The 25010-nt window shown below is 69.9% G+C and carries 19 protein-coding genes and 3 pseudogenes; 9 read left to right on the forward strand and 13 right to left on the reverse strand.

What is annotated here, in order from left to right; all coding sequences use genetic code 11:
- Positions 1-91: 91 nt before the first annotated feature.
- The 4 genes from FCI23_RS22140 to FCI23_RS22150 all read left to right on the forward strand — a co-directional run bounded on the left by FCI23_RS22140 (position 92) and on the right by FCI23_RS22150 (position 3971).
- Positions 92-730, forward strand: coding sequence for a DUF6230 family protein (locus FCI23_RS22140; protein ID WP_211265431.1), 639 nt, complete (start codon positions 92-94; stop codon positions 728-730).
- Positions 721-2670 (forward strand): DUF6114 domain-containing protein, encoded by a 1950-nt coding sequence (locus FCI23_RS58335; protein ID WP_211265432.1) that lies wholly within the window; start codon positions 721-723, stop codon positions 2668-2670. Before FCI23_RS22140 ends, FCI23_RS58335 begins: the two co-directional genes overlap by 10 nt.
- A gap of 97 nt (positions 2671-2767) precedes the next feature.
- Positions 2768-2938 (forward strand): hypothetical protein, encoded by a 171-nt coding sequence (locus FCI23_RS56530; protein WP_169316885.1) that lies wholly within the window; start codon positions 2768-2770, stop codon positions 2936-2938.
- Positions 2939-3152: 214 nt separating this feature from the next.
- Positions 3153-3971, forward strand: a complete 819-nt coding sequence (locus FCI23_RS22150; protein ID WP_136725672.1) for an SAM-dependent methyltransferase — start codon at positions 3153-3155, stop codon at positions 3969-3971.
- Positions 3972-4353: 382 nt separating this feature from the next.
- On the opposite strand, the gene FCI23_RS22155 is transcribed toward FCI23_RS22150, so the two are convergent.
- The 3 genes from FCI23_RS22155 to FCI23_RS22165 all read right to left on the reverse strand — a co-directional run bounded on the left by FCI23_RS22155 (position 4354) and on the right by FCI23_RS22165 (position 8277).
- Positions 4354-5499, reverse strand: a complete 1146-nt coding sequence (locus FCI23_RS22155) for a glutathione-independent formaldehyde dehydrogenase (RefSeq protein ID WP_136725724.1) — start codon at positions 5497-5499, stop codon at positions 4354-4356.
- Positions 5500-5747: 248 nt separating this feature from the next.
- A complete protein-coding gene (gene glpK, locus FCI23_RS22160; protein ID WP_136725673.1) occupies positions 5748-7265 on the reverse strand; it encodes a glycerol kinase GlpK in 1518 nt (505 codons plus the stop codon).
- Positions 7266-7491: 226 nt separating this feature from the next.
- The gene (locus tag FCI23_RS22165) at positions 7492-8277 is read right to left on the reverse strand and encodes an MIP/aquaporin family protein (RefSeq protein WP_407646009.1); all 786 of its coding nucleotides are present in this window, start codon (positions 8275-8277) and stop codon (positions 7492-7494) included.
- Between the two features lie 271 nt (positions 8278-8548).
- Between FCI23_RS22165 and FCI23_RS22170 the strand changes: the two genes are divergently transcribed.
- Positions 8549-10201 carry a CocE/NonD family hydrolase gene (locus FCI23_RS22170; protein WP_136725675.1) on the forward strand — a complete coding sequence of 551 codons (1653 nt, stop codon included), beginning with the start codon at positions 8549-8551 and terminating at the stop codon, positions 10199-10201.
- A gap of 23 nt (positions 10202-10224) precedes the next feature.
- Here FCI23_RS22170 and FCI23_RS22175 read toward each other — a convergent pair whose 3' ends face one another.
- A complete protein-coding gene (locus FCI23_RS22175; RefSeq protein ID WP_136725676.1) occupies positions 10225-10731 on the reverse strand; it encodes a DinB family protein in 507 nt (168 codons plus the stop codon).
- A gap of 291 nt (positions 10732-11022) precedes the next feature.
- On the opposite strand from FCI23_RS22175, the pseudogene FCI23_RS64610 reads away from it, so the two are divergent.
- Positions 11023-11376, forward strand: a pseudogene (locus FCI23_RS64610) (SCO2400 family protein); the annotation flags it as partial.
- Between the two features lie 525 nt (positions 11377-11901).
- On the opposite strand, the gene FCI23_RS22190 reads toward FCI23_RS64610, so the two are convergent.
- Both FCI23_RS22190 and FCI23_RS22195 read right to left on the reverse strand, forming a co-directional pair.
- Positions 11902-12681: an SDR family NAD(P)-dependent oxidoreductase gene (locus FCI23_RS22190; RefSeq protein WP_136725678.1), complete on the reverse strand. Its 780-nt coding sequence runs from the start codon at positions 12679-12681 to the stop codon at positions 11902-11904.
- Between the two features lie 87 nt (positions 12682-12768).
- A pseudogene (locus tag FCI23_RS22195) lies at positions 12769-12954 on the reverse strand (arginase family protein); the annotation flags it as partial.
- A 235-nt stretch (positions 12955-13189) separates the two neighbouring features.
- On the opposite strand from FCI23_RS22195, the gene FCI23_RS22200 reads away from it, so the two are divergent.
- Both FCI23_RS22200 and FCI23_RS22205 read left to right on the forward strand, forming a co-directional pair.
- Positions 13190-13648, forward strand: coding sequence for a MarR family winged helix-turn-helix transcriptional regulator (locus FCI23_RS22200; RefSeq protein WP_136725679.1), 459 nt, complete (start codon positions 13190-13192; stop codon positions 13646-13648).
- Positions 13649-13767: 119 nt separating this feature from the next.
- Positions 13768-16356: an FUSC family protein gene (locus tag FCI23_RS22205; protein WP_246143899.1), complete on the forward strand. Its 2589-nt coding sequence runs from the start codon at positions 13768-13770 to the stop codon at positions 16354-16356.
- A gap of 136 nt (positions 16357-16492) precedes the next feature.
- On the opposite strand, the gene FCI23_RS22210 is transcribed toward FCI23_RS22205, so the two are convergent.
- A complete protein-coding gene (locus FCI23_RS22210) occupies positions 16493-17953 on the reverse strand; it encodes an amidase family protein (RefSeq protein ID WP_169316886.1) in 1461 nt (486 codons plus the stop codon).
- A 1105-nt stretch (positions 17954-19058) separates the two neighbouring features.
- Here FCI23_RS22210 and FCI23_RS22225 point away from each other — a divergent pair.
- Positions 19059-19259: a DUF1918 domain-containing protein gene (locus tag FCI23_RS22225; protein WP_136725683.1), complete on the forward strand. Its 201-nt coding sequence runs from the start codon at positions 19059-19061 to the stop codon at positions 19257-19259.
- Positions 19260-19385: 126 nt separating this feature from the next.
- Here FCI23_RS22225 and FCI23_RS59915 read toward each other — a convergent pair.
- The 6 genes and pseudogenes from FCI23_RS59915 to FCI23_RS22255 form a co-directional block, all read right to left on the reverse strand.
- Positions 19386-19484 (reverse strand): annotated as a pseudogene (locus FCI23_RS59915) (ergot alkaloid biosynthesis protein); the annotation flags it as partial.
- Positions 19485-19645: 161 nt separating this feature from the next.
- The gene (locus FCI23_RS22235; protein ID WP_211265433.1) at positions 19646-20851 is read right to left on the reverse strand and encodes a DMT family transporter; all 1206 of its coding nucleotides are present in this window, start codon (positions 20849-20851) and stop codon (positions 19646-19648) included.
- A gap of 186 nt (positions 20852-21037) precedes the next feature.
- Positions 21038-22066 carry a DUF418 domain-containing protein gene (locus FCI23_RS22240; RefSeq protein WP_136725684.1) on the reverse strand — a complete coding sequence of 343 codons (1029 nt, stop codon included), beginning with the start codon at positions 22064-22066 and terminating at the stop codon, positions 21038-21040.
- A 132-nt stretch (positions 22067-22198) separates the two neighbouring features.
- Positions 22199-22924 carry a response regulator gene (locus FCI23_RS22245; RefSeq protein ID WP_246143900.1) on the reverse strand — a complete coding sequence of 242 codons (726 nt, stop codon included), beginning with the start codon at positions 22922-22924 and terminating at the stop codon, positions 22199-22201.
- Positions 22921-24156, reverse strand: a complete 1236-nt coding sequence (locus FCI23_RS22250; protein WP_246143901.1) for a sensor histidine kinase — start codon at positions 24154-24156, stop codon at positions 22921-22923. The genes FCI23_RS22245 and FCI23_RS22250 overlap by 4 nt, the downstream gene beginning before the upstream one ends.
- Before the next feature lie 149 nt (positions 24157-24305).
- On the reverse strand, positions 24306-24989 hold the full coding sequence (locus tag FCI23_RS22255) for a GNAT family N-acetyltransferase (protein WP_211265434.1): 684 nt from the start codon (positions 24987-24989) through the stop codon (positions 24306-24308).
- Positions 24990-25010: the final 21 nt, after the last annotated feature.

Consider the following 25010-nt stretch of genomic DNA (forward strand, 5'->3'; position numbering starts at 1 on the left):
GCCTGGTCCATCCGGGCTACAGCCACGTACCGATGGAGTGATCAGCAGCTATTAGGGGCCACCGATCGCGGTCCCGCACGTTTGCCACCATGTGACGAGTACCGCCCGCATCCGCTCTACGGGCCGCACCCGCTGGAAGCGGCTGGCCCTCGTGATGGTGCCGACCGTGACCGCCTCCGGCGCCCTGCTCGCGGCGATGGCCAGCGGCGCGCTGGCCTCGTCCTTCGGAGTCTCGGCCAATTCGTTCACCGTCTCCGGACAGAGCTTCCAGATCTCCGCCGACATTCTCGACGGCCATGACTTCATCCAGTACGGCGTGGTGGACCGAGGCACCGACAAGTCCTATGCCGAGGCGTTGTCAGGTATCCGCTCGGCGGACCTCTACAACCTCTGCCAATCGGTCGTCCAGGACTTCCCCTTCCTCGGAGAGGTGACGATGCGGCTGAACTCCGGCGGCGACGGACACCCGCCCGCCCACGCGGACCGCCTCGTCGTCGACGCCCACGACCTGCATGGCGAGACCGTCTTCCACAACATCAACATCGGCCAGGACGCCTCCACCGTCGAAGGCGTCCCAGGTGTCCAGGGCTCCCCGGGCGGCTTCGGCGAGCAGGCCGACTCCATCCGCATCGAGGACCTCCGCCAGCTCACCCGTTCCGTCAGCGCGGCGACCTTCCGGCTCCCGGGGCTCCATCTCCGTGTGGAACGCGGCGACGACTCATGTTTCTGAGCGACTTCCGGGATCATTTCCGCGCCTGGCGCCGCAGCAGACCCTTCTGGGCCGGGGTGTGGACGCTGCTCTCCGGGCTGGAGATCCTCTCCATTCCGCTGGCCCCGGTCGACCTGATGATCCACGAGGGCATCGCCGGCGTCTCCGGGCTGCTGATGGGCATCTTCCTGGTCATCCTCGGCCTGACGATGTGGCTCGCCCCCGACCACCGAGTCTTCGCCGGTATCGCGAGCCTGATCTTCGCCGTCGCCTCGCTCGTCCTCTCCAACTTCGGCGGCTTCCTCATCGGCTTCCTCCTTGGGATCCTCGGCGGCGCCATGGCGGTCAGCTGGGTGCAGGACCACCCAGACGATCGCTACGGCAAGCCCCCCGTCGCCCCCGACTGGGGCGGCGGCTCCCCCACCCTTACGAGTCCCCCCGGAGGACCGGATGACCGGGGCGGTCCGGACGCCGGCGACAAGGCAGCGCCCGCCCGGCGGACGGGGAGTGCCCCGTGCAGGCCGGCGCCGTCCGGCCGCCGTGGAAGCCCGTCGGTGGCCTTACGGGGCAACCGACTGCGGGCCCTCGGGGCCCTGCCGGTCGGCGGAGCCCTCATCGCAGGCGGACTGCAGCCCATGTCACCCCCGGCGCCCCCGGCGCACCCCGGCCGGCCGCCCGCACCGGCTGACCGTCCCAGCGACCCGCAGCTCAGCGTCTGCTCGCTCCTCGACGGCCTGCTCGGAGCCGGAACCGGGGCCCAGACCGGCTCCGGCACCGGCACCGGCCACACCGCACAGCAGCCGCACCCCCGCAACGACGGCAACGGCCTGCACGTAGGCGTGAGCGTGCCGCCCCTGCACGGCTCCCTCAACCTCGGCAAGGGCGGCGCAGCCGACCCCCACCCCACCACCGTCCCCGGCCAGCGCGCCGCCGAGCCGCGGTCCGCCGCCCCGGGCGGCCTGCTCGGCACCGTAACCGGACTCCTCGGCCTCAATGGATCCCCGACCCCGCAAGCCGCACCATCGCCGCCGCGGTCCTCCCCGTCATCGTCAGCGCCTTCCGTCCCCCGCGCCACCAAGCCCCATCCCGGAGCGCGCCAACCCGCCCGCAACCAGCCCACCCGCAACCAGCCCGCCCCGGACCAACCCGAGCCACCCCAGGACGGCCTCACCGGACTCATCTCCGACCTCCGCCTCACCCTCCCGCCGCTCCCCCGGGACGGCGGCATGGACGAGCCGATGTCATTGCTCCCCCTTGGCCTCCCCCTCCACCTCGACACACATACCAGCGAGGCCAATTCCCCCTGGTGCCTCCCCCAGATCTCCCTTGACCTCTCCCTGGGCGCCGTCAACTACGCCGACATGGCCACCGCCGCCGCCCAGCCCTTCCGGGTGCGCACCCCGCTCCTCGTACTCACCGGCCTGACCTATCACGGCATCGCCGCCACCCCCACCCGCTACGGCCGCCAACGCCTCCTGGTCTTCACCGCCTTGCGCGTCGACATCGCCTCCCTGCGCCAGACCGCCCCGCTCCTCGCCCCCTCCTGCGCAGCGAGCCACCACCCCGAAACCAACCGGGAGCCCCCTTTCCACGGCCTCCCCGGCATCGGTATCCCGGGCACCGGAATCGGTCTGCCCGGCATCGGTCGGGTCGCCCCCACGCCCACCCCCTGGTTTCCCTGCCAGCGCCGTCTGGAGAGCGACGCAGCCCCCTGGAGCACGACGACCGCCACCGGCCGCCCCGTCGTCCTGCTCACCAGAGTGCTCAGCGGCAACCTCCTCGGCCTGCTCCCCGTCACCTTCACCCCCGGCATGCCCCCGCCCCTGCCCCCTGGCCTCACGGTGCCCATTCCGCTCTTCTTCACCGGAGTCACCACCTACAACCAGCTCCTCCGCGCCGACCGGCTCTCCGTCCCTGGCCTGCACCAGCACCCCTACGACCCCCCGAGCGACAACGACTGAGGCCGCTTGGACGACCTAATTACCCCTAGTAGTCACTCGCATCCTCTAAGTTAACGGCCATCGATCCACCACAGTTCCCGACTCGAAAGGTGAGTTCATGCCCCTCCTCAAGAAGACCCTCTTCGTCGCCGTCCTCACTGCCGCCCTGCTCGCGAGTGCCATCACCATCGCCTCCGCCGCCCCCCGACCCCTCGGCCCCGGCAGCCCCGGCAGCCCCGGCCGCCCGGGCAACCCCGCCGGCCTGGGCTTCCTTTCCGGAAACGCCTGACGATTTCCGTCACTGCCGCGCCCCCGCCGCGCCGGCCACGGCGGTCGCTGTACCGGCCGCCGTGGCATCACCGCCGCTACCCCGCAGCGGAACGCCTCGCACCCCGTCAGCCCGCGCATCACCCACCTGAACTCCCGTGCGAAAATGCTTTCCTGAGCGCTACTCAGGAGCTACGGACGCAGCTACGAGGCAGGCGCAGCGAGCGGAGGGCACCATGACGACCACGAGCAGCGGCAACAACGGCACACCATCCGAGGACATCGACACCAGCCGGCCGCACCCGGCCCGGATGTACGACTACTTTCTCGGTGGCAAGGACAACTACGAAGTCGACCGTGCCGCCGCCGAACGCGTCGCGGCAGCGGCCCCGGAGGTCCGTGCCAGCGTCCGCGCCAACCGTGCCTTCCTGCACCGCGCCGTCCGTCACCTTGTCGCCGACTGCGGCATCCGCCAGATCCTCGACATCGGCACCGGCCTCCCCACCGCGCCCAACGTGCACCAGGTCGCGCAGGCGATCGCCCCGGACACCCACGTCGTCTACGTCGACAACGACCCCATCGTCAACGCGCACGCCAACGCGCTCCTCACGGACACCGGCAACACCTCGGTCCTCCTCGCCGATCTCCGCGATCCGGGTGCCATCCTCGCCCACCCCGACGTCCGCAAGCTCATCGACTTCGACGAGCCCGTCGCCCTCACGCTCCTCGCGATTCTCCACTTCATAACCGACGCCGAGGACCCCGCCGCCATCCTCGCCACCTTCCGCGATGCCCTACCCGAGGGCTCCTACCTCGTCCTCTCCCACGTGACCGGCGACATCCACGACGACCGCACCGAGGCCGCCGCTGTCTACAACTCCTCCACCGCCCCTCTGACCCTCCGCACCCGGGCCCAGATCGTCGACCTTTTCACCGGCTTCACCCTCCTCGACCCCGGCATCGTCCAGGTGCCCAGCTGGCGTCCCGACGGTCCCCTCCCCGCCGACTCCCACACGGTCGGTTTCTACGGCGGCGTAGCGCGCAAGGACCGGTGAGGTCCGGACGGCGGCGGGTGTGAACTCCTGTCAGGGACCGGTGGGCCGCGCGGCCTGCGGCCGCTTGTCCTCAATCGCCGGACGGGCTCATTTTGGGAGCGCCCCCAGCTGCCTCCCGGAGATAGCTGAGGGAACCGGCACCGGACGGACCCGGTGAACCAATGCGGCGGCTCAGCACCACCCGTGTGTCACGTGCCGCGCGGACGGCCGACGCGGACATGCCCCCAGCGATCTCTTCCATGCCCCCACGCAAAAACCTTCAGTCTAAACTGTCCAGTCCAGCCTGCTCAGTCTGTGCTGAAAACCATTCGGCGCAGCAGCGTGCCCGCGGCCCGCCGAGCGGGTCGCGGGCAGCGGCGTGCGTGTGTGAGTGAGTGCCTGCTCAGGCCGCGAGTGCCGGGTGCAGCACCACCTTCGTGTAGCCCTCGATCCGCTTGTCGAACTTCTCGTACGCGACTGGCGCCTCGTCGAGCGGAATCTCGTGCGAGACAACGAAGCTCGGCTTGGCCCTGCCGGCGATGATCAGGTCGCGCAGCTGGCGGTTGTACCGCTTGACGTTGGTCTGCCCGGTGCCGATGCGCTGGCCCTTTTCGAACATTCGGCCAATGGAGACCAGCAGCTGGCCGTGCTTGGCGGCTTCGTCGGGTGCACCCGGGTCGGACGGGACGTAGAGGCCGGGCACGCCGAGCTTGCCGGTGGCCCGTACCGTCTCGACGAGCGAGTTGAGCACAACCGCCGGCTCCTCGTGGCTGGCGTCGTGGGCCTGGGCCTGGTAGCCGACCGCGTCCACGCCCTTGTCGGTCCCTTCGCCGTCGGTCTGGTCCTTGATCTGCTCCGCGGGGTCGCCCTTGGTGAAGTCGATGGGAATGGCCCCGATCTCCTTCGCCTTGTCGAGCCGCTCGGGCACCCGGTCGACGCAGAACACCTTCGCTGCTCCGCGCAGCAGCGCGCTGTAGGCAGCCATCAAGCCCACCGGACCGGCGCCGTAGACGGCCACGCTCTCGCCGGGGGACACTTCCGCGAGCTCACAGCCGTGGTAGCCGGTCGGGAAGATGTCCGCGAGCAGGACGAAGTCGGTCTCGAACTCCTCGCCCGGCGGCAGCTTCAGACAGTTGAAGTCGGCGTAGGGAACGCGCAGTTTCTCGGCCTGGCCACCGGGGTAGGGGCCCATCGCCACATAGCCGTAGGCGCCACCGGCGAAGCCCGGGTTCACGGTCAGGCAGAACCCGGTGTAGCCGGCGAGGCAGTTCTTGCAGAATCCGCACGCGACGTTGAACGGCATGACGACACGGTCGCCCGGGGCGAGCGAGGTCACGCCCGAGCCGATCTCCTCGATGATGCCAAGGTTCTCGTGACCGAACACGATGCCCGGCTGGGCTGCGGTACGGCCCTCGTACATGTGCAGGTCGGACCCACAGATCGCACTCGACGTGACGCGTACTATCACGTCGTTCGGGTGCTGGATCTGCGGATCCTCGACTTCCTTCACCTCTACGGCAAAGGGGTGTTCATAGACAACAGCCTTCATCTCCACCACCTCCGGGTCGGCCGGACCGGCGGGTGAGAGCAGGCAGCGCCAGAAGGCGCGGCGGGAGCGGCCGGCTTTGTCGTCATCGGTCTGTACCGCGTCCCTGGTACGACCTCGCTCCACTGCCGGATACTTCCAGGTAACCGCCGTTCGGCGGCCGGCGCAAGTGCGGCCGGTGGTACCCGAAGGGCCAGGGATACGGCCGGGACTACGGCCGGGAGTACGAGCCGGGAGTACGAGCTGGGCGCCTACTCGACCTGCACCCAGTCGAGGGTGCGCTCGACCGCCTTCTTCCAGCCCGCATAGCCCTCCTCGCGCCGATCCTCGCTCCACTGCGGTTCCCAGCGCTTCGACTCCTGCCAGTGGGAGCGCAGTTCATCGGTATCGCGCCAGAAGCCGGTGGCGAGGCCGGCGGCGTAGGCGGCACCGAGGGCGGTGGTCTCGGCGACGACCGGGCGGCTGACCGGCACACCTAGGACGTCGGCCTGGATCTGCATGCACAGGTCGTTGGCGGTGACACCGCCGTCGACCTTGAGTACGTCGAGGTGGACCCCGGAGTCGCGCTCCATGGCCTCCACCACGTCGCGGCTCTGGTAGCAGATGGCCTCCAGGGTGGCGCGCGCCAGGTGGCCGTTGTTGTTGAAGCGCGCGAGGCCGACGATCGCGCCGCGGGCGTCGGAACGCCAGTACGGGGCGAACAGCCCGGAGAACGCCGGGACGAAGTACATTCCGCCGTTGTCCTCGACCGTACGGGCGAGCCACTCGCTCTCGGCCGCGTCGCTGATGATCTTCAGCTGGTCGCGCAGCCACTGCACGGCCGAGCCGGTGACGGCGATCGAGCCCTCCAGGGCGTAGACCGCGGGGCTGTCGCCGAACTGGTAAGCCACCGTCGTGAGCAGGCCGTGTTGCGAGCGGACCAGCTCGGTGCCGGTGTTGAGCACCAGGAAGTTGCCGGTGCCGTAAGTGTTCTTCGCCTCGCCGACCGCGTAGCAGACCTGCCCGACAGTGGCGGCATGCTGGTCGCCGAGCACGCCGGTGATGGGGACGGCGGTGCGCAGCGGCCGGGTGGTGCGGGTGCGGCCGAACGCCTCGGCGTGGGAGGAAGGGTTGATCTTCGGCAGCATCGCGCGCGGGATGTTGAAGATCTCCAGCAGCTCGTCATCCCAGTCGAGGGTCTCCAGATCCATCAGCATCGTGCGGCTGGCGTTGGTGACGTCGGTGGCGTGGATTCCGCCCCGGGGGCCGCCGGTGAGGTTCCACAGCACCCAGCAATCCGTGTTGCCGAAGACCGCGTGGCCCTGCTCGGCCGCCTGGCGTACGCCGTCGACGTTCTCCAGGATCCACTTGATCTTGCCGCCGGAGAAGTACGTGGCCGGCGGCAGGCCCGCCTTGCGGCGGATGGTGTCGCCGTGGCCGTCGCGTTCTAGGGCGGCCGCGATGGAGTCGGTCCGGGTGTCCTGCCAGACGATCGCGTTGTAGTAGGGACGGCCGGTGCGGGGGTCCCAGATGACGGTGGTCTCGCGCTGGTTCGTGATGCCGATCGCGGCCAGATCGGAGGCGTCCAGAGACCCCTGCCGTATCGCGTTCTGCATCACGGAGTTGGTGCGCTCCCAGATCTCCACCGGATCGTGCTCGACCCATCCCCCGCGCGGCAGGATCTGGGTGTGCTCCAGCTGGTACTTCGCCACTTCGCCACCGTCGTGGTCGAAGATCATGAATCGGGTGCTGGTGGTCCCCTGGTCCACCGCTCCAACGAAGTCGGCCATGAGTGGTGCCTCTCTGGGTGTGTGCGGGCGGACAGGGCCTAGGCCCTGTCCGGGCGATCTCCGTGGGAGAAGGAGCGGGGTCTGGTGCCTGCGATCGCAAGGCGGAGGAAGGAAGCGACGCGGAGCGTCGTTGACTGACGACAACGCCGCGAGCTCCCCCAGCTACCGCTGGGAGGTGCCCCCAGTGCCAGACCCCGCGACGCCGCGGAGATCGCCCGGACAGGGCCTAGTCGCGCGCGGGGGTCCGGCCGGGCTCCTGCTGACCCGGGACGGGGAGGTACCGGCTGACGAGGAACTTGTACAGCGCGGCGCCGACCAGACCGCCGACCAGTGGCCCGACGATGGGCACCCAGAAGTAGTAATTGCCGTACTGGTCCCGCCACGCACCGCGATAGCCCGTGATGAACTCCGCCAGCCTCGGGCCGAAGTCACGCGCCGGGTTGATCGCGTAGCCCGCGTCCGTACCCCAGGCCATACCGATCGCCACCACGATCAGACCGGTGATGAACGGTCCCATGTTCCCCCCCGGCGGCGTGTTCAGCAGGTCGGTGATCGCGAAGATCAGCAGCACGAGGATCGCCGTACCCATCACCTGGTCCCGCAGCGCGCCCAGCTCACTGACCGGCAGGACGCCGTTGCCCGGAAGGGTGGAGAACACGAACTGGGTCTTGAGCGTGTGCCCCGGGTCGGCCTTGGCCAGTACCTCCGTATAGTTCCAGCGCACCAGCAGCGCCGCGACAAACGCCCCGGCGGTCTGCGCCACGGCGTAAGGCACGACCTTCGGCCACGGGAAGCCCTTGAAAGCGGCGAGCGAGAGGGTCACCGCCGGGTTGAGGTGGGCGCCGCTGATGCGTGCGGCCACATACACACCGAACGTCACGCCCAGACCCCAGGCCCAGGAGATGCTGTCGTGATTGCCCAGCCCGCCCGCCACCACCTGGGCCACCACGCCGGTGCCGAACAGGATGAGGATCATCGTGCCCGTGAATTCGGCGGAGAGCTCTCCGACCATTCCCGACGTGCGTATACCTTCAGCCACGGGTGCCCCACTTTCCCAACGGTTCCAGGGACGGCCACGGGGGGGCGGCCACATCCAGATCCACCCCATCGTGCGCACGCCCCCACCTGGGTGGCTCGCGATACTCCGCCGTTCGGGTGACACAGAAACGGTTTTGGCGCCCACTCACAATGCCGCCCGCCGCCCGGCCGTGGCACTCTGACGACATGCGCCAGCAGCCACCCGCATCGTCCCGCGCCGCCCGGTCCGTCTACCGGTACCCCTCATGAACCTCGTCGGACAGATCGTCGACCGCATCCTCGGCCTGCCGCCGGCCCGGGTACGCGAGGCCGCGATCGAGGTCGAGCGAAACCTCGCGATCCCGATGCCCGACGGGGCGGTGCTGCTCGCCGACCGGTACCGGCCGTCCGGCCGCGCGGCCATGCCGGCGGTCCTGGTGCGCACCCCTTACGGCCGGCGTGGCCTCGGCGGCGCCGTTTTCGGCGCCGCGTACGCGCGCCAGGGCCTGCAGGTGGTGGTGCAGAGCGTACGGGGGACCTTCGGCTCCGGCGGCGAATTCCGCCCGCTGCACCAGGAGAAGGAGGACGGCCTGGCCACCGCGGCGTGGCTGCGCGCCCAGCCGTGGTGCGACGGCCGGCTGGCCACCGCGGGCCTCAGCTACTTCGGCTACACGCAGTGGGCTCTGGGCCCCTACCTCGACCCCCCACTCGAGGCGGTGTGCCTGGGCGTGACCACCTCGGAGTTCAACAGCCATCACTACCCCGGCGGCTCTTTCGCCCTGCACGGCGCCTTGTCCTGGTCCGCGCTGACGAGCCTGCAGGAAGCGGCGCCGCTGGGCGGCATCCTGCTGGGCCGGCGCCAGGCCCGGCGTACCGCACAGGCCATGGCCCACCTCCCGCTGCGCGAGGCCGACACCGTCGCGATCGGACGGCCGTCGGCCTTCTGGCAGGACGTGGTGGGACACAGCGAGCCGGGAGACGGATTCTGGGCCGCGGCGGATCACAGCGCGGCGGTCGCCGGTCTTACCTCGCCCGCGACCATGGTCACCGGCTGGCACGACCTGTTCCTCCCCTGGCAGCTCCGCGACTTCCGGACCCTGTCCGACGCCGGACGAACAGCGCGCATCACCATCGGTCCGTGGGCACACGCCGACCTGCCGGCGCTGAAGGCCCAGATCCTCGACCAGGCATCCTGGCTCCGTGCCCACCTGCTCGGTGACGCCGTGCCCGAGCGTGCCCCGGTGCGGGTCCACCTCCAGCACGCGCGTTCCTGGCGGGAGTTCACGCAGTGGCCGCCGCCGCAGTCCACCCCCACGCCGCTGTATCTGCGCCAGGACGGCGCCCTGGACTGGCGTTCGCCGCCAAGCGCCGGATCCGACCGGTTCACCTACGACCCGGCGGACCCGACCCCCACGGTCGGCGGCCCGCTCATTGACGGAAAGAACAAGCAGCAGGACAACCGGGCCATCGAGGCCCGTCCCGACGTCCTCGTCTACAGCACTTCCCCGTTGCAGCGTGACCTGGATGTGCTCGGGGAAGTACGCGCGCGCGTCCATGTCCGCACCGACCCCGGACACGCCGACGTCTTCGTCCGGCTGTGCGACGTCGACGAACGCGGCGTGTCCCGCAACGTCTGCGACGGGATCCTGCGGCTGCGACCGGGCAGCCCGCCTCCGGGCGAGGACGGTGCCGTGGCCGCGGACATCGAGATGTGGCCCACCGGGTACCGGTTCCTGCGCGGCCACCGCATCCGGGTCCTGGTGGCCGGCGGCGCCTTCCCCCGCTTCCCCCGCAACCACGGCACCGGCGAGCCGGTCGCCGACGCCGTGACCATGCGGCCCTGCCTGCACGAGGTGCTGCACGACCCCGCGCACCCGTCCCACGTACTGGTCCCGGTCCTGGCCGACGGGGACCGCTGAGCTCGCACCCGGTGCCGGCGTCCTCAGGCCCCGACGGTCCCGTCGATGCCCTCGCGCAGGAAGTCGGCGTGTCCGTTGTGCCGGGCGTAGTCGTGGATCAGGTGCAGCATCACCAGCCGGAGCGACACGTCCTCGCCCCACCTGGACTGGTGGCCGGTGACATCGAGCGACTCCGCCGCCGCCTCGATCCGGCGGGAGTGCTCGACCTCCCGCTGCCACGCTTCGAATGCCTCCGACCGGGTGGCCGCGCTCGCGTCGTACGCCACCTGGTAGTCGTCCTCTTCCGACCACACCAGCGGGATGTCCTCCCCGTTGATCACCCGGCGGAACCAGGTGCGCTCCACCTCGGCCATGTGCCGCACCAGGCCGAGGAGCGAAAGCGTCGAGGGCGGCATCGACTGACGGCGCAGGTCCTCGTCGGAGAGGCCGTCGCACTTCAGGGCGAGCGTCGCCCGGTGGTAGTCGAGGAAGGCGCGCAGCATCTCGCGCTCACCTCCGGTGAGGGGCGGGCCGATTCGTTCGGTGGTCACTGCTGAGTCCTTTTCGTACGGCGTCCGGGCACCAAGATCGCTTCATTGTGACGCCCGGCTCACCGAGCCGGCACCCTGATTACCGCCGTGCAGCGGAGCGTTGCTGGGCGGGCAGCAGCCGGCTTTCTGTGCAAGGCCGGCCGACGGACATTCCCAAAAGCCTCACAAGGCACACTCAATACCTTCGACAGGCGCAGATAGCGTTGTAGGCCGTGTGACCCCCTGGCATCCGGCAACCCCGCGAACCCGCGACCCCGCCATCCCGTCATCCGGAGTACAGAAAGATCGCAGATGGACTACTGCTCTTCGTGCCTTCGGCACACCAACGGTGCACTGGTGTGTCCGGGATGCGGCGCGTACGCCGCAGACATTGCCACCCCGCCTGCCCACGGCCTCCGCACCACGGCGGTGATACCCGCGGCGACGAGTGACGGGTACCGCACGGAGGAGCCCTCCTCCCCGGCGCCGTACCCCGACGGGGACTGGCCGGCGGCCGGATCGCGCGCGGCCGGATCGCGCGCGGACACCTCCGGCGAAGCCGAATACACCGCCCGCCCCTCGCAGGGACGGGCGGCACGGCGCCGGCAAGTGGCGCGTTGGAAGAAGAACCGGCGCCGGGCGGCGGCCGCCACCGCCGTCGCGCTCATAGGCGGCGGCCTGACCATCACTGCGATGCGGAGCGCGTCTTCCACCGGCTCCGAAAAGCAGTTCTCGATGCCCGAGCCGGTGGCTCCGGCCGCGGATGCCACATCGACAAGCACGGGACCTTCATCGGCGACGCCGACCACGCCCATTGCCTGGCACTCCAGCACTCGCGCGGCCGCAACGACGAGTTCGCGGCCGATCACCTCCGTGGCACCGCGCTCCATCGCGACGACGAACCCGCAGTCGGCCACAACAGCGGCCGGGACGCGATCCGCCAGGGTGTCCAGCCCGTCACCGAGCGCCTCCCCTACGGCGACCTACGGGGCAAGCTCCACCTCCGCCGCCGCGTCCGGCACCACGGCCTCGCAGACCACCACCCCCTCGTCCGCAGCCTCATCCACCGCCGCGACTCCGACCCCGAGCGCCACCACACCGGCAACTTCGTCGCCGACGCGCCTGTGCCTCCTCGTGGTGTGCCTCGACTGACCCCGCTGTGGGCAACCGGCCGCGCCGATGGTGCCGGGCTCAGTGAACGGAGAACCCGCCGTCCACGAAGATCGCCTGCCCGGTGACGTAGGCGGAGGCGCGGCTCGCCAGGAACACCGCCGCGCCCGCGAAGTCCTCGGCCAGACCGTTGCGCCCGACCATCGTGCGCGCGGCCAGCGCCGCCACTTTCCCGGGGTCGGAGGAGAGCCGCGCGTTGAGCGGCGTCATCACGAATCCCGGCACCAGCGTGTTGGCGGTGACGCCGTAGGGCGACCACGCCTCGGCCTGTGAACGGGCCAGCGACTCCAACGCCCCCTTGGAGACGCCGTAGGCGCCGCTCTGGACGAACGCCCGGTGCGCCTGTTGGGAGGTGATGTGGATGATCCGCCCGAAGCCCCGTTCGGCCATGCCGGGGCCGAACCGCTGTCCCAGCAGGTAGGGCGCTTCCAGGTTCACCGCCATCGTGGTGTCCCACACGTCCTCGCCCAGCTCGCCCATCGGCGGCCGCAGGTTGACCCCCGCGCAGTTGACGAGAATGTCGGGCTCCCCGAACGCCCCGGCTGCCTCCTCGGCCGCCGCGCGCACGCCGTCGCGAGTGCCCAGGTCGGCGCTCACCCACGCCGCCCGGCAGCCGTCGGCCGCCAGCTCGCCGACCGTAGCAGCCAGCTCCGCCTCCTTGCGCGCCACGATCACGACGCTCGCCCCCGCCTTCGCGAGGGCCCCGGCGACAGCCCGGCCGATGCCGGAACTCCCCCCGGTCACGACGGCGACCCGGCCGTCCAGCGAGAACAATTCGGAGAGGTAATCCTGCGACGTCATGCCTGCACGCTAAGAGCTTCCCGGTGGCGGTGATACGGCGGGGTCCGGCCGGGGGGCTGTGGCGGTGCTGGTGGTGGTGGTCTTGGATCAGAGCTGGGCAAAGGCCGCCTGGAGAAGGCCGGCGAGGAGGGCTGCGCAGGAGCCGTCCGGGTCGAGATCGGGGTCGTAGATGGTGAGGTTGAAGCCGACGCAGCGCTCCGACCGCACCAAGGCCCGCAGCAGCGGGGCGAGTTCTTCGGGCAGGAGGCCGCCGGGGTCGGGGCTGTCGACGGCCGCGTCCTGCAGGGCCTGGGCCACCTCGGCTGGTGGATCCTGACGGGCTGCGGCGCCCTGATCGCAACCCTGGGCATCCTGACCACCACCACCCGGGCCACCGCCAGCGCCGCAGGGATCTCCGCCCGCTTCCCGACCGAGCCCCCACCCCAGCCCGCACCCCCACCCCACCCCGTCGAAAGCCGCACACCGGCACGGTGAACCCACACCCATTCGAAACATATATATTAGAGGTATGGAAACTTCGGCGACGCCGGACGTGCAACGGATCGATCAGGCCACAAGAGGCCTGCTCAGCGGTATCGGACGCCTTTCCCGCGTCCTGTTCCGCGCAGGCGAATACGGGGTGCCGCGCAGCTACGCCAGCGCCCTGGACGCCCTGGACGAGGGACCGCGCCGGGTCACCGACCTCACCGGCTACACCGGGCTCACCCAGCCGCGGGTCACCGTCGTGCTTCAGGAGCTGGAGGAGCGCGGGCTGGTCCAGCGCCAGCGCTGCGCCGAGGACCGGCGAGTGATCAGGGCCTCCATCACCCCCCTCGGCCGGGAACTGCTGGAGCAGGCGCGCCAGCGAATGGCCGCGACCCTCCTCGAAGCGCTGCACGCGAATCTCGATGACCCGGAAGCAACCGTGACAGCCGCCAACAAGGCTGTCTGCGCCCTCGTGAAAGCATTGGAACCGGGAGTCTCTTGAGTACCCCTGCCACCACATCTGCCATCGACTCACCCGCCCCGCCGCCTCCTACGACGTCGGCTGCTCCGGGCCCGCACACCCCCCACCGGGTCGGCGGGCCGAGGCACTGGTGGGATTGGGTGCTCGCCACCGATCCCGGACTCGGCCACCTGCAGGCCGGCTGGCGCTCCCTGGTGTCCATGGTCGTCGCCCTCGCCGTGGGCTACGGGATGGCGCACGCCCTGGACATCCCGTCCATTCTGGGCATGATGGTCGGCGGCATGATGGGCCTGATGGGCGCGTTCGCCATCGCGGAGAACACTCCACTGCGGCTGGCGCGTGCCAGCCTGTGGATGCCGATCCCGTTCTCCGCCGCACTACCGCTCGGCGCCTGGCTCCAGCCGCACCGGGTGCTGGACCTCTGCCTGATGGTGGTGATGCTCACCCTGGCGTTCTTCCTGGTCAGGTTTGGGCCGCTGGGCATGCTGACCGGCATGATGATGTTCAACGCCTTCTTGATCGGACCGATAGCGGTCATCCCGCTGGACGACTGCGGCCGGCTGTTCATCGTCGCCCTGGTGACCGCGGCGGCCGTGCTCGTCGCCCGGCTGGTGCTCTGCTATCCCATGCCGCGCGAGGACCTGCTGCGTACCCAGCGCGCCTTCGTCGTCGAGGCGCGCCGGGTCGCGGACGCGGCCGCGACCGCGCTGGACCCGAACGCCGACCAGGACGTCGCGATCAAGCGGATGCGCCGCGCGCTGCGTCAGCTGAACGTCACCACTCTGACCATCGACGGGCGGCTGGCCCAGCCCGAGGTGGCCGCCGAGCCCGACACGGCCGAGCTGCTGCACCAGTACCTCTTCGACGCCGAACTCGCACTCCAGGGCATCGGGCATGCCGTGCGGGAGATGACCCGTCGTCCCGTCCCCTCCGCGCTGCGCGAGGCGATGGTGGTCGGGCTGGTCATCGCCCGGGACACGCCCCTGGGCCGGGCCGACGCGCTACGCCCGGCCGCCGAGCTGATCCGTCAGGAGGCCGCGAACGCCCCCGAGGGGACAGGCTCGGACGAGGCCGAGCTGCGCGCGCTGGCCCGACGGGTCGGTGACCTGCTGGACGCACTCGCCGACTCGCTGGCGTGCTGGCTCCAGCTCGGCTGGAACACGCCCACCGCCAGGGCCAAGGTGCCTTTCCAGCCCAGCGTCGCGCTGGAAAGGGGGCTTCCGCCCGGGACAGGACCGGCTGCCCGGCGACTGGCAGCCGCACAGGGCGGCCGGGGCTGGCGCCGCGCCGTCCCCTATCTGCGCGCCCCGCTGCAGGTCGGGATCGCCGCCGCGATCACCCTGCCGATCGCGGACGCCATCAACGGGCGGCATTTCTACTGGGGACTCATCGGTGTGATGATCACCATGTTCGGGACCAACACCACCCACGAGCGCCTGCGCAAGCTGGGGCACCGTGCGGTGGGTACGGTCATCGGCGCGGTAATCGGTATCGCTCTGGTCCACCTCATCGGCCCCGGCCACATCTACTGGACGCTGCTGGTCATCGTGGCCGGGATAAGCATCGGCTCCTGGGGCATCCAGCGCCAGTACGCCTACTGGGTCATCGGCCTGGTCACAGCGCTGGTGCAGCTCTACGGGCTGACCACGCAGTACAGCAAGATGGACTGGATGCTGACGCAGCGTCTGATGGAGAATGTGCTGGGCATTGTGGTGGCCACCATCTGCGCCGCGCTGATCTTCCCGGTGTCCACCCGGAAGGTCGCGCGTGAGGCCGAGCGCGGCTACCTGTCCGCGCTGGAGCAGCTGATCACCCAGGTCGCCGAGCGGTGGAAGAGCCCCGAGGCGCCGGTGCGGCTGCGCGGCGCGGCGCGTGGCGTGGACGCCGCGCTGTACCAGATGCAGAGCGTGGTCCGGCCTCTGGTCCGGATGCCGCTCGGGACACGGGGCCGGGGCGGCGACAATCTGCTCGCACTGCTCGGAACGGCCACCCGGCATGCGCGCGCGCTGGCCTCGTCGGCGGACATCGACATCGACCTCGCCCCGCAGCTGCGCGGCCGGGTCGAGCGGATCACCGAGATCTTCACCAGCTCGCTGCACGCGCTGGACCAGCAGGTCGCCACGGGCGAGCGCGGCGGTACGTGGATCCGGGTCAGCCCGTTGATCCGCGAACTGGAGTCCGTGCTGCGCGCCCCGGCCGGACCGCGGGCCGACCGGCTGCGCATTGCGCTGTGTGAGCTGGCCGCGCTGGACGAGGTGCTGGCCAGCCTGGCCGACAACCGAGGACTGACGATCAGGACCACCGCCGCTGCCCCGTCCCCGGTCGCGGCGGGAGTCACCTCGCCCGACTCGCCCGACCCCCGCATGGCCCTGACCGGCACGCCGGGCGCGCCCCCGGCACTGCGGAAGGCCGCGGAGGCGACCTCCAACGGCAGCGGTACCGGCGGCACAAGCGTCCGGACGGAGAGCGGCACGGTGACCGTGCGCGGTGCGGTTCGCTGCGCGGAGCACAACAGGTGCGAGGTGTGGATCACCATCGTGACCGACCGGGGCAAGCGCCAGGCGATGGTGAAGGCCGGCAATGGCAGCTACGCCGTCAACGGGCTGACGCCCGGCGGGTACACACTGATCGTCTCCAGTTCGGCACATCCGCCGCACGCGGAGTTCCTGCTGGTGGACCGGCCGGGCCGGGATCTTCAGCACGACATCACGCTGGGCCCGGCGTCCTGACCGACGCAGGGCCGGGACGAGGTGGCCCCCGCTCAGCACAGAGCTGTCAGCACAGAGCTGTCAGCCTCAGCAAAGCGCGCAGGGGCCACCCGTCAGTGCCCGACGTCGCCGGACAGGCAGGTTGCAGGACTCGCTGTCAGAGAGCCGGCGTGCTGACCGGGAGTTTCCGGGCCTTGGTGGCCTGCTCGTAAGCGTAGGCAAGCGAGAGCAGCAGCGGCTCGCTGAATTCACGCCCGAGCAACTCGGCGCCCACCGGCACGCCGAGCGGAGCTGACGCAGTGGGAGTGGAGAACCCGCCGGGGAAGCAGACGGCCGGGAACCCCGTGCCGTTGGACAGGGTGCCATTGCGTTCGGCCTGCGGTACGCCGACCAGGGAGACGAGCACCTTCTGCAGCGGATACAGGATCGCCTCAATGTTCAGCTCGGCCATCTTGGCCGAGACTGCCAGCCGAAGCTTTTCACGGTTGACGAAGTGGTCCTTGTAGGTCGCGTTGTTCAGGCCGTCCACGATCGCGATTTCCGCCTCGAGCGCCGCCTGCGCCTCCGGCGTCGCCGTCTTGGAGGCGACCAGTTGGTCGAAGGTGTGCACGGGAGCGTCCGGGCCGAGTGAAGCGAAGTACGCGTCCATGGCCGTATGCGCTTCCCACGTGGAGGTGACCACGATGGACTGCAGGGTGTCGTACGCGGGCAGGGTGAAGCGGACGATGGTCGCGCCCTGCGCCTGCATGCTGGAGATGACCTCCTCCATCACACGATTGACCTCCTGGTGGCGTGCCTCGGTGCCGAACAGGTTGGTCATCACGCCGATGCGGGCGCCCTTGAGCGCGTCGGCTCGCAGGTGGTCCGCATAGCTGCGAGGAGGGACGCCGACGCCGTATCCCGTGACGGGGTCGGCCGGGTCGAAGCCCACCATGACGTCGAGCATCTTGGCCGCGTCCTCCACCGTGCGGGTGATGGGTCCGAGCTCGTCCTGCGTGATGCTGGCCGGTATGACGCCGCTGCGGCTGATCAGGCCCCTGGTGGAACGTACACCGACGAGGCTGCAGGCGGAGGCGGGCGAGCGGACCGACTGACCGGTGTCACTTCCTGTGCCCAGGACGGCGAAGTTCGACGCGATCGACGCGCCGGTGCCGCCGCTGGATCCGCCCGGTGTCCGGGTGAGGTCGTAGGGGTTGAGGACCTGCCCGCCCAGCGAACTGAGCGAGTTGCCGCCCCGGGCGAATTCCTGCAGGTTGGCCTTGGCGAGGATGAGTGCCCCCGCCTTGCGCATCTTGTCGACTGTGAACGCGTCGGTCGGCGGCACGGAGGTACGCATCGCGGTGTTGCCGCCGGTGGTCGGCAAGTCGAAGGTGTCGTAGTTGTCCTTCAGAATGACCGGGATGCCGTGCAGCGGGCCGGTCAGGCCGGAACGCCTGTACTGGCGATCCAGTTCGTCGGCGACCTCAAGCGCGCGCGGGTTGACGGTGATGAGCGCCGTCAGGGACGGCCCTTGCTTGTCGTAGGCAGCGATCCGGTCGAGGTATTGCTGCACCAACTCCCGGCAGGTGAGCCGACCGTGGCGATAGGCATCGTGAATGTCGGCAATGGTCGCTTCCATCAGCTCGAAGCTACCCTTGCTGGACCGCGGCCCGGACGTACCGTTCGCCGCCTTTGGAGTGGCCGTCCCCTGCGCGGAAGCCGAGACTCCCGTGCCACCCACGATGCCCAGCGCGCCGGCCGCGCCTGCGGCGCCGATGAAGCTACGCCTGTTCAGATTTCTCAACTTGCTCAACGCGTCTCACTGATCCTCGGTCATGCGAAACCACAGATCGGACAGCGGCACGTTATTTGCTGTATGTTACAAGCGGATATCGTCGTGTGCTCTGGGCATCACGAGGTTGCGCGGATCTCCCAACTGCACTGTCTGGCCACTCAGTTGGTTTCTCAAAAATTCTCGTACTCCGTCCCGGCGCTGGGGCCGACGCGACGTCCGGCAGGACGGGCCCAGGCCGAGCCCCTACCGCAGGACGGCGATCTCCTGGCCCCGGCGTCGCGGGGCATCGCCGAGATACCAGGTGCCCTCACCACCAGCACCGCCACTTGTCGCAGTGGTCCCAGCCGTGACGGTACCAACCATCACGGTTCCAACCATCGCGGCTCCAACCGTCACGGCCGCGTATGCGACGGTCCCTTTCCCTGTCCCTGTTCCTGCCATCTGCGGGAAGCAGATGCTTAAAGATTTCCATGATCTTTTGCCTTCCTCGGGTACGGCTCAGTAAAGATACGTACGAAAGAAGGCAATAGATGGGTATTTCTTGCGGAATCTCCCAGTTTGTTGTGCACCAGCGGGGCACATGGGTTTGTGTCACTGCGCGAGGGTGCGGGTGAGGGTGGTGGCGGTGCGTACGGCGCTGGAGATGGCGTCTTCGGGGTCCAGTCGGCACAGGTCGGTGAGGGTGAAGAGGGCCGTAGCAGGTGCTCGGTCGGCCTGGAGACCACAGGGTTGCGGAACCGGCGAGCACGCACGCTTCCTCTCGGAGCGGGGCTGCTCGCCCTGGCGCTGCTGCGCCTGGGGCTCGCGGCCGGCCCGGAACCGGCGCCTGACGCGACCCCGAAGAGACCTCCATCGGGAGCACGTCCCGTTACACTCTGCCGTGAAACAGTTACACTGGGTGGGCAGGCCGGTGTCACTCAGCGAGGACTCAGCAGAGAGGGACGCTACGATGCACGCCTCAAAAGGGGACCGTCTCGTGATGCACGGTCGAGTCGTAGGCAAGCAGGATCGAGTCGTTGAGATCATCGAGGTTCTCGGTCCGAATGGAACCCCGCCCTTCCGGGTGAGGGCCGAAGACGGCCGCGAAACGATCATGTCTCCGGGGCCGGACACCATGATCGACCACCGCCGATCGCCTGAGCCGGCCTGACAGGCGAGCACTGCCCGGGACGTTGGTAGCGGGTCGGCGTCCCGGGCTGCGGGTGTCAGCCGGCCGTTCTTCCAGGTCCGTCCCTAGTGCCGGCGGCCCGGTCACGCATGATGGAACCGGGGGATGTCAGCTCCGAAGTCGGCCCATCTCCCGTTCCGCAAAGGCGCGGAAGCTGCGCGGCGGGCGGCCGGTGAGGCGCTGGACAGTGTCGGTGGTGCGGTCCTCGGTTGTGGAATCTCCTTCACAAGAGTTGACTCGCATGACCATAAAGGGCTCTCGCCAGATTGTGCAAGTCTACTTTCATCACGAGTGGTAGCTCGCACATTCGCCCACCAACTCCCACGCCGTGGCGGCACGCGATCTGCCGCCGCAGCCCGTCCGCCCGCTCACCGCCGCCAGTTGTGGTCCGCCAACGCCTCAGCGGGACCGTCGAAGCCTGGTTCCTCTTCCTCCACGTGCGGCCTGCGCAAGGACACGGTGTCGAAGGCCCCCGCACCGTGATAAGTGAGCCTGACCGTTGGACTGTCGTCCCTGGTGTAGCTTGCCCAGTCCAATCTGGGGTCCCGTTTGGCACCGTGCCAAAACGGTAGGCGTTCTGGTGCGGGCGGCAGTTGGGGTGTGTACGGGGCATAGGCCGGGTACGGCGGTATTTCTTTACGGTGTCTGCCTTGCTGTGCTGCGGCTTGTTCCCCGCTGCCGCTCGTCACCACGACCGTGACGCCGATGATGATCAGCAGGAGCCCGGGCATGGTCGCGGCCTTGATGTGTTGCCCCAGCAGCCACCATGCGGTGAGCGCGGCCACGGGGGTCTCCAGCAGGAGGAGGACACTCATCGTCGTCGCCGATGTCCTACCGAGGGCGAAGTTCAGTGAGCCGAGCCCCAGAATCTGGGGGAGGATCAGCAGCCCGAGCAGCGACAGTTGGGTGGTCCTGTCGAAACCTGTGAGCGGGATGTGGGCCAGCCAGCAGACGGCGAGGAGTTCCAGACCGCAGACCAGCGAAGTGACCGTCGAATACAGCGGTGTGCTCACATCCGCGCGCGACCGTTCGCTCAGGGCGGTGTACCCGGCCTGAGCGATGGCCCCGACGACGGCGAGCAGGTCACCCAGCAGCGCCGTACCGCCGGACTTTATGTCGAGACCGCCGGCCGCGGCCGCTCCCACTACGGAGAGCGCGAGACCCGTCCATGTCCTGCGAGATGTACTGACGCCCTGCCCCGCGGCGATGAGGGCCTGCCAGACGGGCTGGGTGGCGACGAGTGCCGTGGACATGGCGACCGAGGTCAGCCGGGTGCTCGTCATGAAGGCCGCGAAGTGGAGAGCGAGCGACGTGGCCGCGAGGAAGCCGAAGACCAAGGGCCGCCACTGCTCCCGGCGCAGGATGCCGCGCTCGCCGCGCGCGACGCGCACCACCTCGCGGCGGCGCAGTATCAGGAGGAACGGCCCGAGTACGGCGAAGCCCAGGCAGTTGCGCCAGAAGGCCATGGCGAGCGGCGAAGCGGAGGCGGCGGCGGTGAGAGGGGCGGTGGCCGAGATGGAGAGTACGGTGACCGCCATCGCCGCTATGGACAGCGGATCGGGTCTGGATTTCACGTGTCCGTACCGCCGTCTGCGGTCGGACCGTTTTTGCCTAACGCGGCGATTAGGTCGTCAACTGTCTGTCCAACATTGATCATTGAGTACGCGGTTTCTGTGCCGTGGGGGGAACTGGGGAGCGGCTGAGGGCTTCGAGAGCGGAGGTGGGACCGGCCGACGCCGACGTGTCCTCGTCGGTCGGTGTCACGGACGCGAGCGGCGCAGCTGCACCACGTTCCACCACGTCACGCAACGCAGGACCCACTCCATCGGCCCGTACTGGAACCGGGCCAGCCACCAGCGGCTGCAGACGGTCTGCACGGCGAGGACGACGACCGCCAGGGCCATGGCGGTTCCCCAGCGGGAGGACTCCCGCAGGCCGAGCGGGCCGGCTGCGGCGACCACCAGGAGCGTGGCGGTGAGGTAGTTGGTCAGCGCCATCCTGCCGAGGGGCTCGAGGACCGCCGACAGCGGGCGGCCCAGCCGGGTGCGCAGCACGAGCAGCAGCGCGGTGGCGTACGCGAGGGCGCCGACGAGACCGGCCATCGCCGCGATCCGCGTGGCCAGGGGCCCGGCGGCAGGGTAGGTGTGCTGCCACCATGCGGCGGCGGCCGCCGCCGGGACGGCGAGGGCGAGCGTGACGGCGAGCTGTCCGGTACGGCGGTCCAGCGTCCGGGCGATACCGAGGCGGGCGACGGCGAGACCCAGCAGGAACAGCCCCGGGATGCTCAGGATGCCGCCCGAGGCGATGGTGAACGAGGCGACGAGACCCAGCAGCCCCGCGGGTAGGACCAACCACGTCGGCAGCCACGAGGCGGGCAGCAGGATCAGCAGCCCGATGATCGCGTACGGCAGCAGCGCCTCTCCGGGGTGCAACTGCTGGTGGGCGAGGCCGAGCAGACCGAGGGCCACCAGCCGGCGGGCCAGCAGCAGCCGGGGGTGCGACGACCGCCGCCCGGCGCTCTCCAGGAAGATCGCGAAGCTCAGCCCGAAGAGGAACGAGAAGATCGGGAAGAACCGCTGATGGACGAACAGCTCCAGGAACGCGGGTATCGGGTAAGTGTGGTGGGCGCCGTCGTAGCTGACCATCCGCGTGATCTGATCCGGGATGTTGACCAGGAGGATGCCGCACAGTGCGAAGCCGCGCAGCGCGTCGAGCGCGGTGATCCGGCGTGGCGCCTGCGGGCTGAGCTCCGAGGCGGTGGCGTTGGGGGCCTGGGTCGTTGTGTTCATGGCATTTATGGTGCGGCGGCGGCATACTCCGGCGCTTCGGCCGGACGGCCGGACCGCATCGGTCGAACGGCCGATGCCCGCCGTCGGCCCCGGGCCGCCCAATCCGGCGGACCGCACACCCCGGCGGACCGCTCACTCCTGGAAGCCGGGCCCCTGGGAGACGGTGCCCGTTGCCCACGCCCAGGCGGCGATCTCCACCCGGTTGCGCACGCCCAACTTGGACTGGATGTTCGTCAGATGCGTTTTGACGGTCCCGAGCGACAGGAACAGATCGGCGCAGATCTCCTGGTTGGTGTGGCCCATCGCCACCAGCCGCGCCACGTCCAGCTCACGCTCCGTCAGGGCCGTCCTCGGCGGGCGCCCGGCGGCGGAGGAGGCCTTGCGTCCGTCCTCCAGTTGGCGCAGCAGCCGCACCGTCACCGCCGGCGAGATCAGCGCGTCTCCGCGCTGCGCGGCCCGCACCGCCTCTATGAGCAGGGCCGGGCTGGCGTCCTTCAGTAGGAACCCGCAGGCGCCGTTGTGCAGCGCCCGGTGGACGTAATCGTCCTGGTCGAAGGTGGTCACCACGACGACGCGCATTCGGTCGGCCGACTCGGGCCCGGCCAGGATGCGGGTGACCTCCAGGCCGTCGAGTGCGGGCATCCTGATGTCGATGAGGCACACGTCGGGACGCAGCCGCCTGGCCATCTCCACACACTCGGCGCCGTCGGCCGCCTCGCCCACCACCTCGATGCCCGGCTGGGCGTCCAGTATCAGGCGGAATCCGGCACGCACCAGGTGCTGGTCGTCGGCGACGAGCACCCTCGTCGTCGAGGACGCCGCGGAACCCGTTGTCGTCGCAGCCGTCGCGTAGCTCACCCGGCCGATCCTGCCACAGCCAGCACAGGAAAGGTGCCGGCTACCCGCCATCCGCCGTCAGGCGTCCCGCCTGCCTCCAGCGTCCCGTCCACCGCTGCCACCCGCTCCCGCAGGCCCACCATCCCGAAGCCCCCGCGGCCTCCGACCGGGGCGGCGGACCGCGTCGCGGCAGGCGGCGCGGCGGGCGGCGCGGCGGGTGGCGTGTTGCGGACCTCCACCTGCAGCCGTCCGTCGTCCATGCCCATCCGCACTGCCACCAGCGCACCGGGGGCGTGCCGCCGCGCGTTGGTCAGCGACTCCTGTACCACCCGGTGCACCGAGGTCTCCACCTCGGGCGCGAGCCGCGCCGCGCGGGCCGGGGCCGCCACCGACAGGGTGGCGTCCTGGGCCTCGCCACCGCAGAAGTCGGAGACCATCGCGGCCAGTTCGGTGAACAGCTCCCCGGGCCGCCGGGGCCTGCCGTCCACCTCCCGCAGCACCCGCACCAGGCGGCGCATGGAGTCCAGCGTCTCCATGCCGGCCTTCTGAATGTTCTCCAGGATCGGGTCGATCTGGTCCGGCGCCGTCTCGCGGATGGCCCGTCCAGCGTTCGCCTGCACGACGATGCCGGTGACGTGGTGGGCTACGAAGTCGTGAAGGTCCCGCGCCAGTTCCAGCCGCTCTCCCTGCCGGACGGCGTCCACCGCGCGGGCCCTGTGCCCGTCCTGCGCCCGCAGATAGCAGCCGAGCCCCACCGCCACGCCGACGGCGAAGGTGAGCGCGAAGGCGAACGACAGCGAGTCCGGGTTGTCCACCATCCGCGCCGGGGCGGCGATCACCGCGGCCCCGAGTGCGACGGCGGCGAGCGGCCGCCTGACCCACCGGCAGGTCCGCGCCAGCATGATCAGCAGGCAAACCGTCTCCAGCAGGCCCCAGCTGCCGCCGCCGCGCTGTCCGGCGAGCAGCATCCCGCCCGTCACCGCCAGCGAACCACACGCCGCAGCCCAGGCGCGCCGCTCAAGGGACAGCCACCGGTCGGGCACGAGCAGCAGCACTGCGGCCGCCGGCCCGGTCAGCAGGGGAGGCAGCCAGTCGTTCTGCGGGGTGCGCAACCCGTCGCTGGGCACCAGGTCGAGCAGCCACACCAGGGCGAGCACCGCGTACAGCGCGAAGGCGAGGAGCCTTTGTACGGGCCGGGGAAGCGGGTTGGTCTCCGCGGGGTCCGCGGTCAGCCGGTCGTGCGCATTGTCCACGCGGCGAGGCTATGCGATGCAAGCCGTCCGGCGGGTCGGCCGAATGGCCGATCTGGTGCGCCCAAGCGCTCGGTACCCAACAAGCACAAGGGGACGGCCGGGGGCCCGGCCGTCCCCACTTCGCCACCGGCGGGCCTCGGCTTCGCCACCTACGGTGAGTTCGCTGCCCTGCGCCACTCACTTGCCAAGAGACCGTAGATCACGACATCACGTCGTTCGTCGGTGAAGGCCGCTGCTTCACGCAATACGCCCTCCTGCGTGAACCCCAAGCGCTGGGCCACGCTCCGACTGCGTTTGTTGTCGGTGGTGGTCCGCAACTCGACACGATGCAGACCGAGCGGGCCGAACGCGTGATCGAGCACGGCCGTGACAGCCCTGGCGACCAATCCACGTCCCTCGAAGCCGACGCCGAGCCAATAGCCCACCTCGGCCGACCGCGCCGGACCGTTGATCAACAGGTTGACCCAACCAGCCAGGCGCCAGCCGTCCTCAGCCTTCACCGTGATGGCCAGCGGCAACTGCGATCCCTCGAACCAGGCCTGGCCGCCCCGCTCCAGGTCCGCACGAGTCCCGTCCAGCGTCGGCGGCTTGTCGAATGCACGTGGGAACCAGCGGGCGAGACGCTCGTAGTTGACCTCCAACAGCGCCTGATAGGCCTCCGCGATCGTGACCGTGCGCGGTATCAGGGCGGCATCGTCCCCCAGCGGGCAGGTGAACAACGCAGCGGTGACGGTAGACACATCTGCTCCCAAGTCGGTGGCCGTGACCGACACCCTAGAGCGACTGCCGCCCGGACAGGTCTGCCCGGCGGCGATCTGAGTACGGATGCTCATGTGCGGTCCCGCACGCGGCGC

The sequence above is a fragment of the Actinacidiphila oryziradicis genome (genome assembly GCF_005047355.1).
Lineage (GTDB): Bacteria > Actinomycetota > Actinomycetes > Streptomycetales > Streptomycetaceae > Actinacidiphila > Actinacidiphila oryziradicis.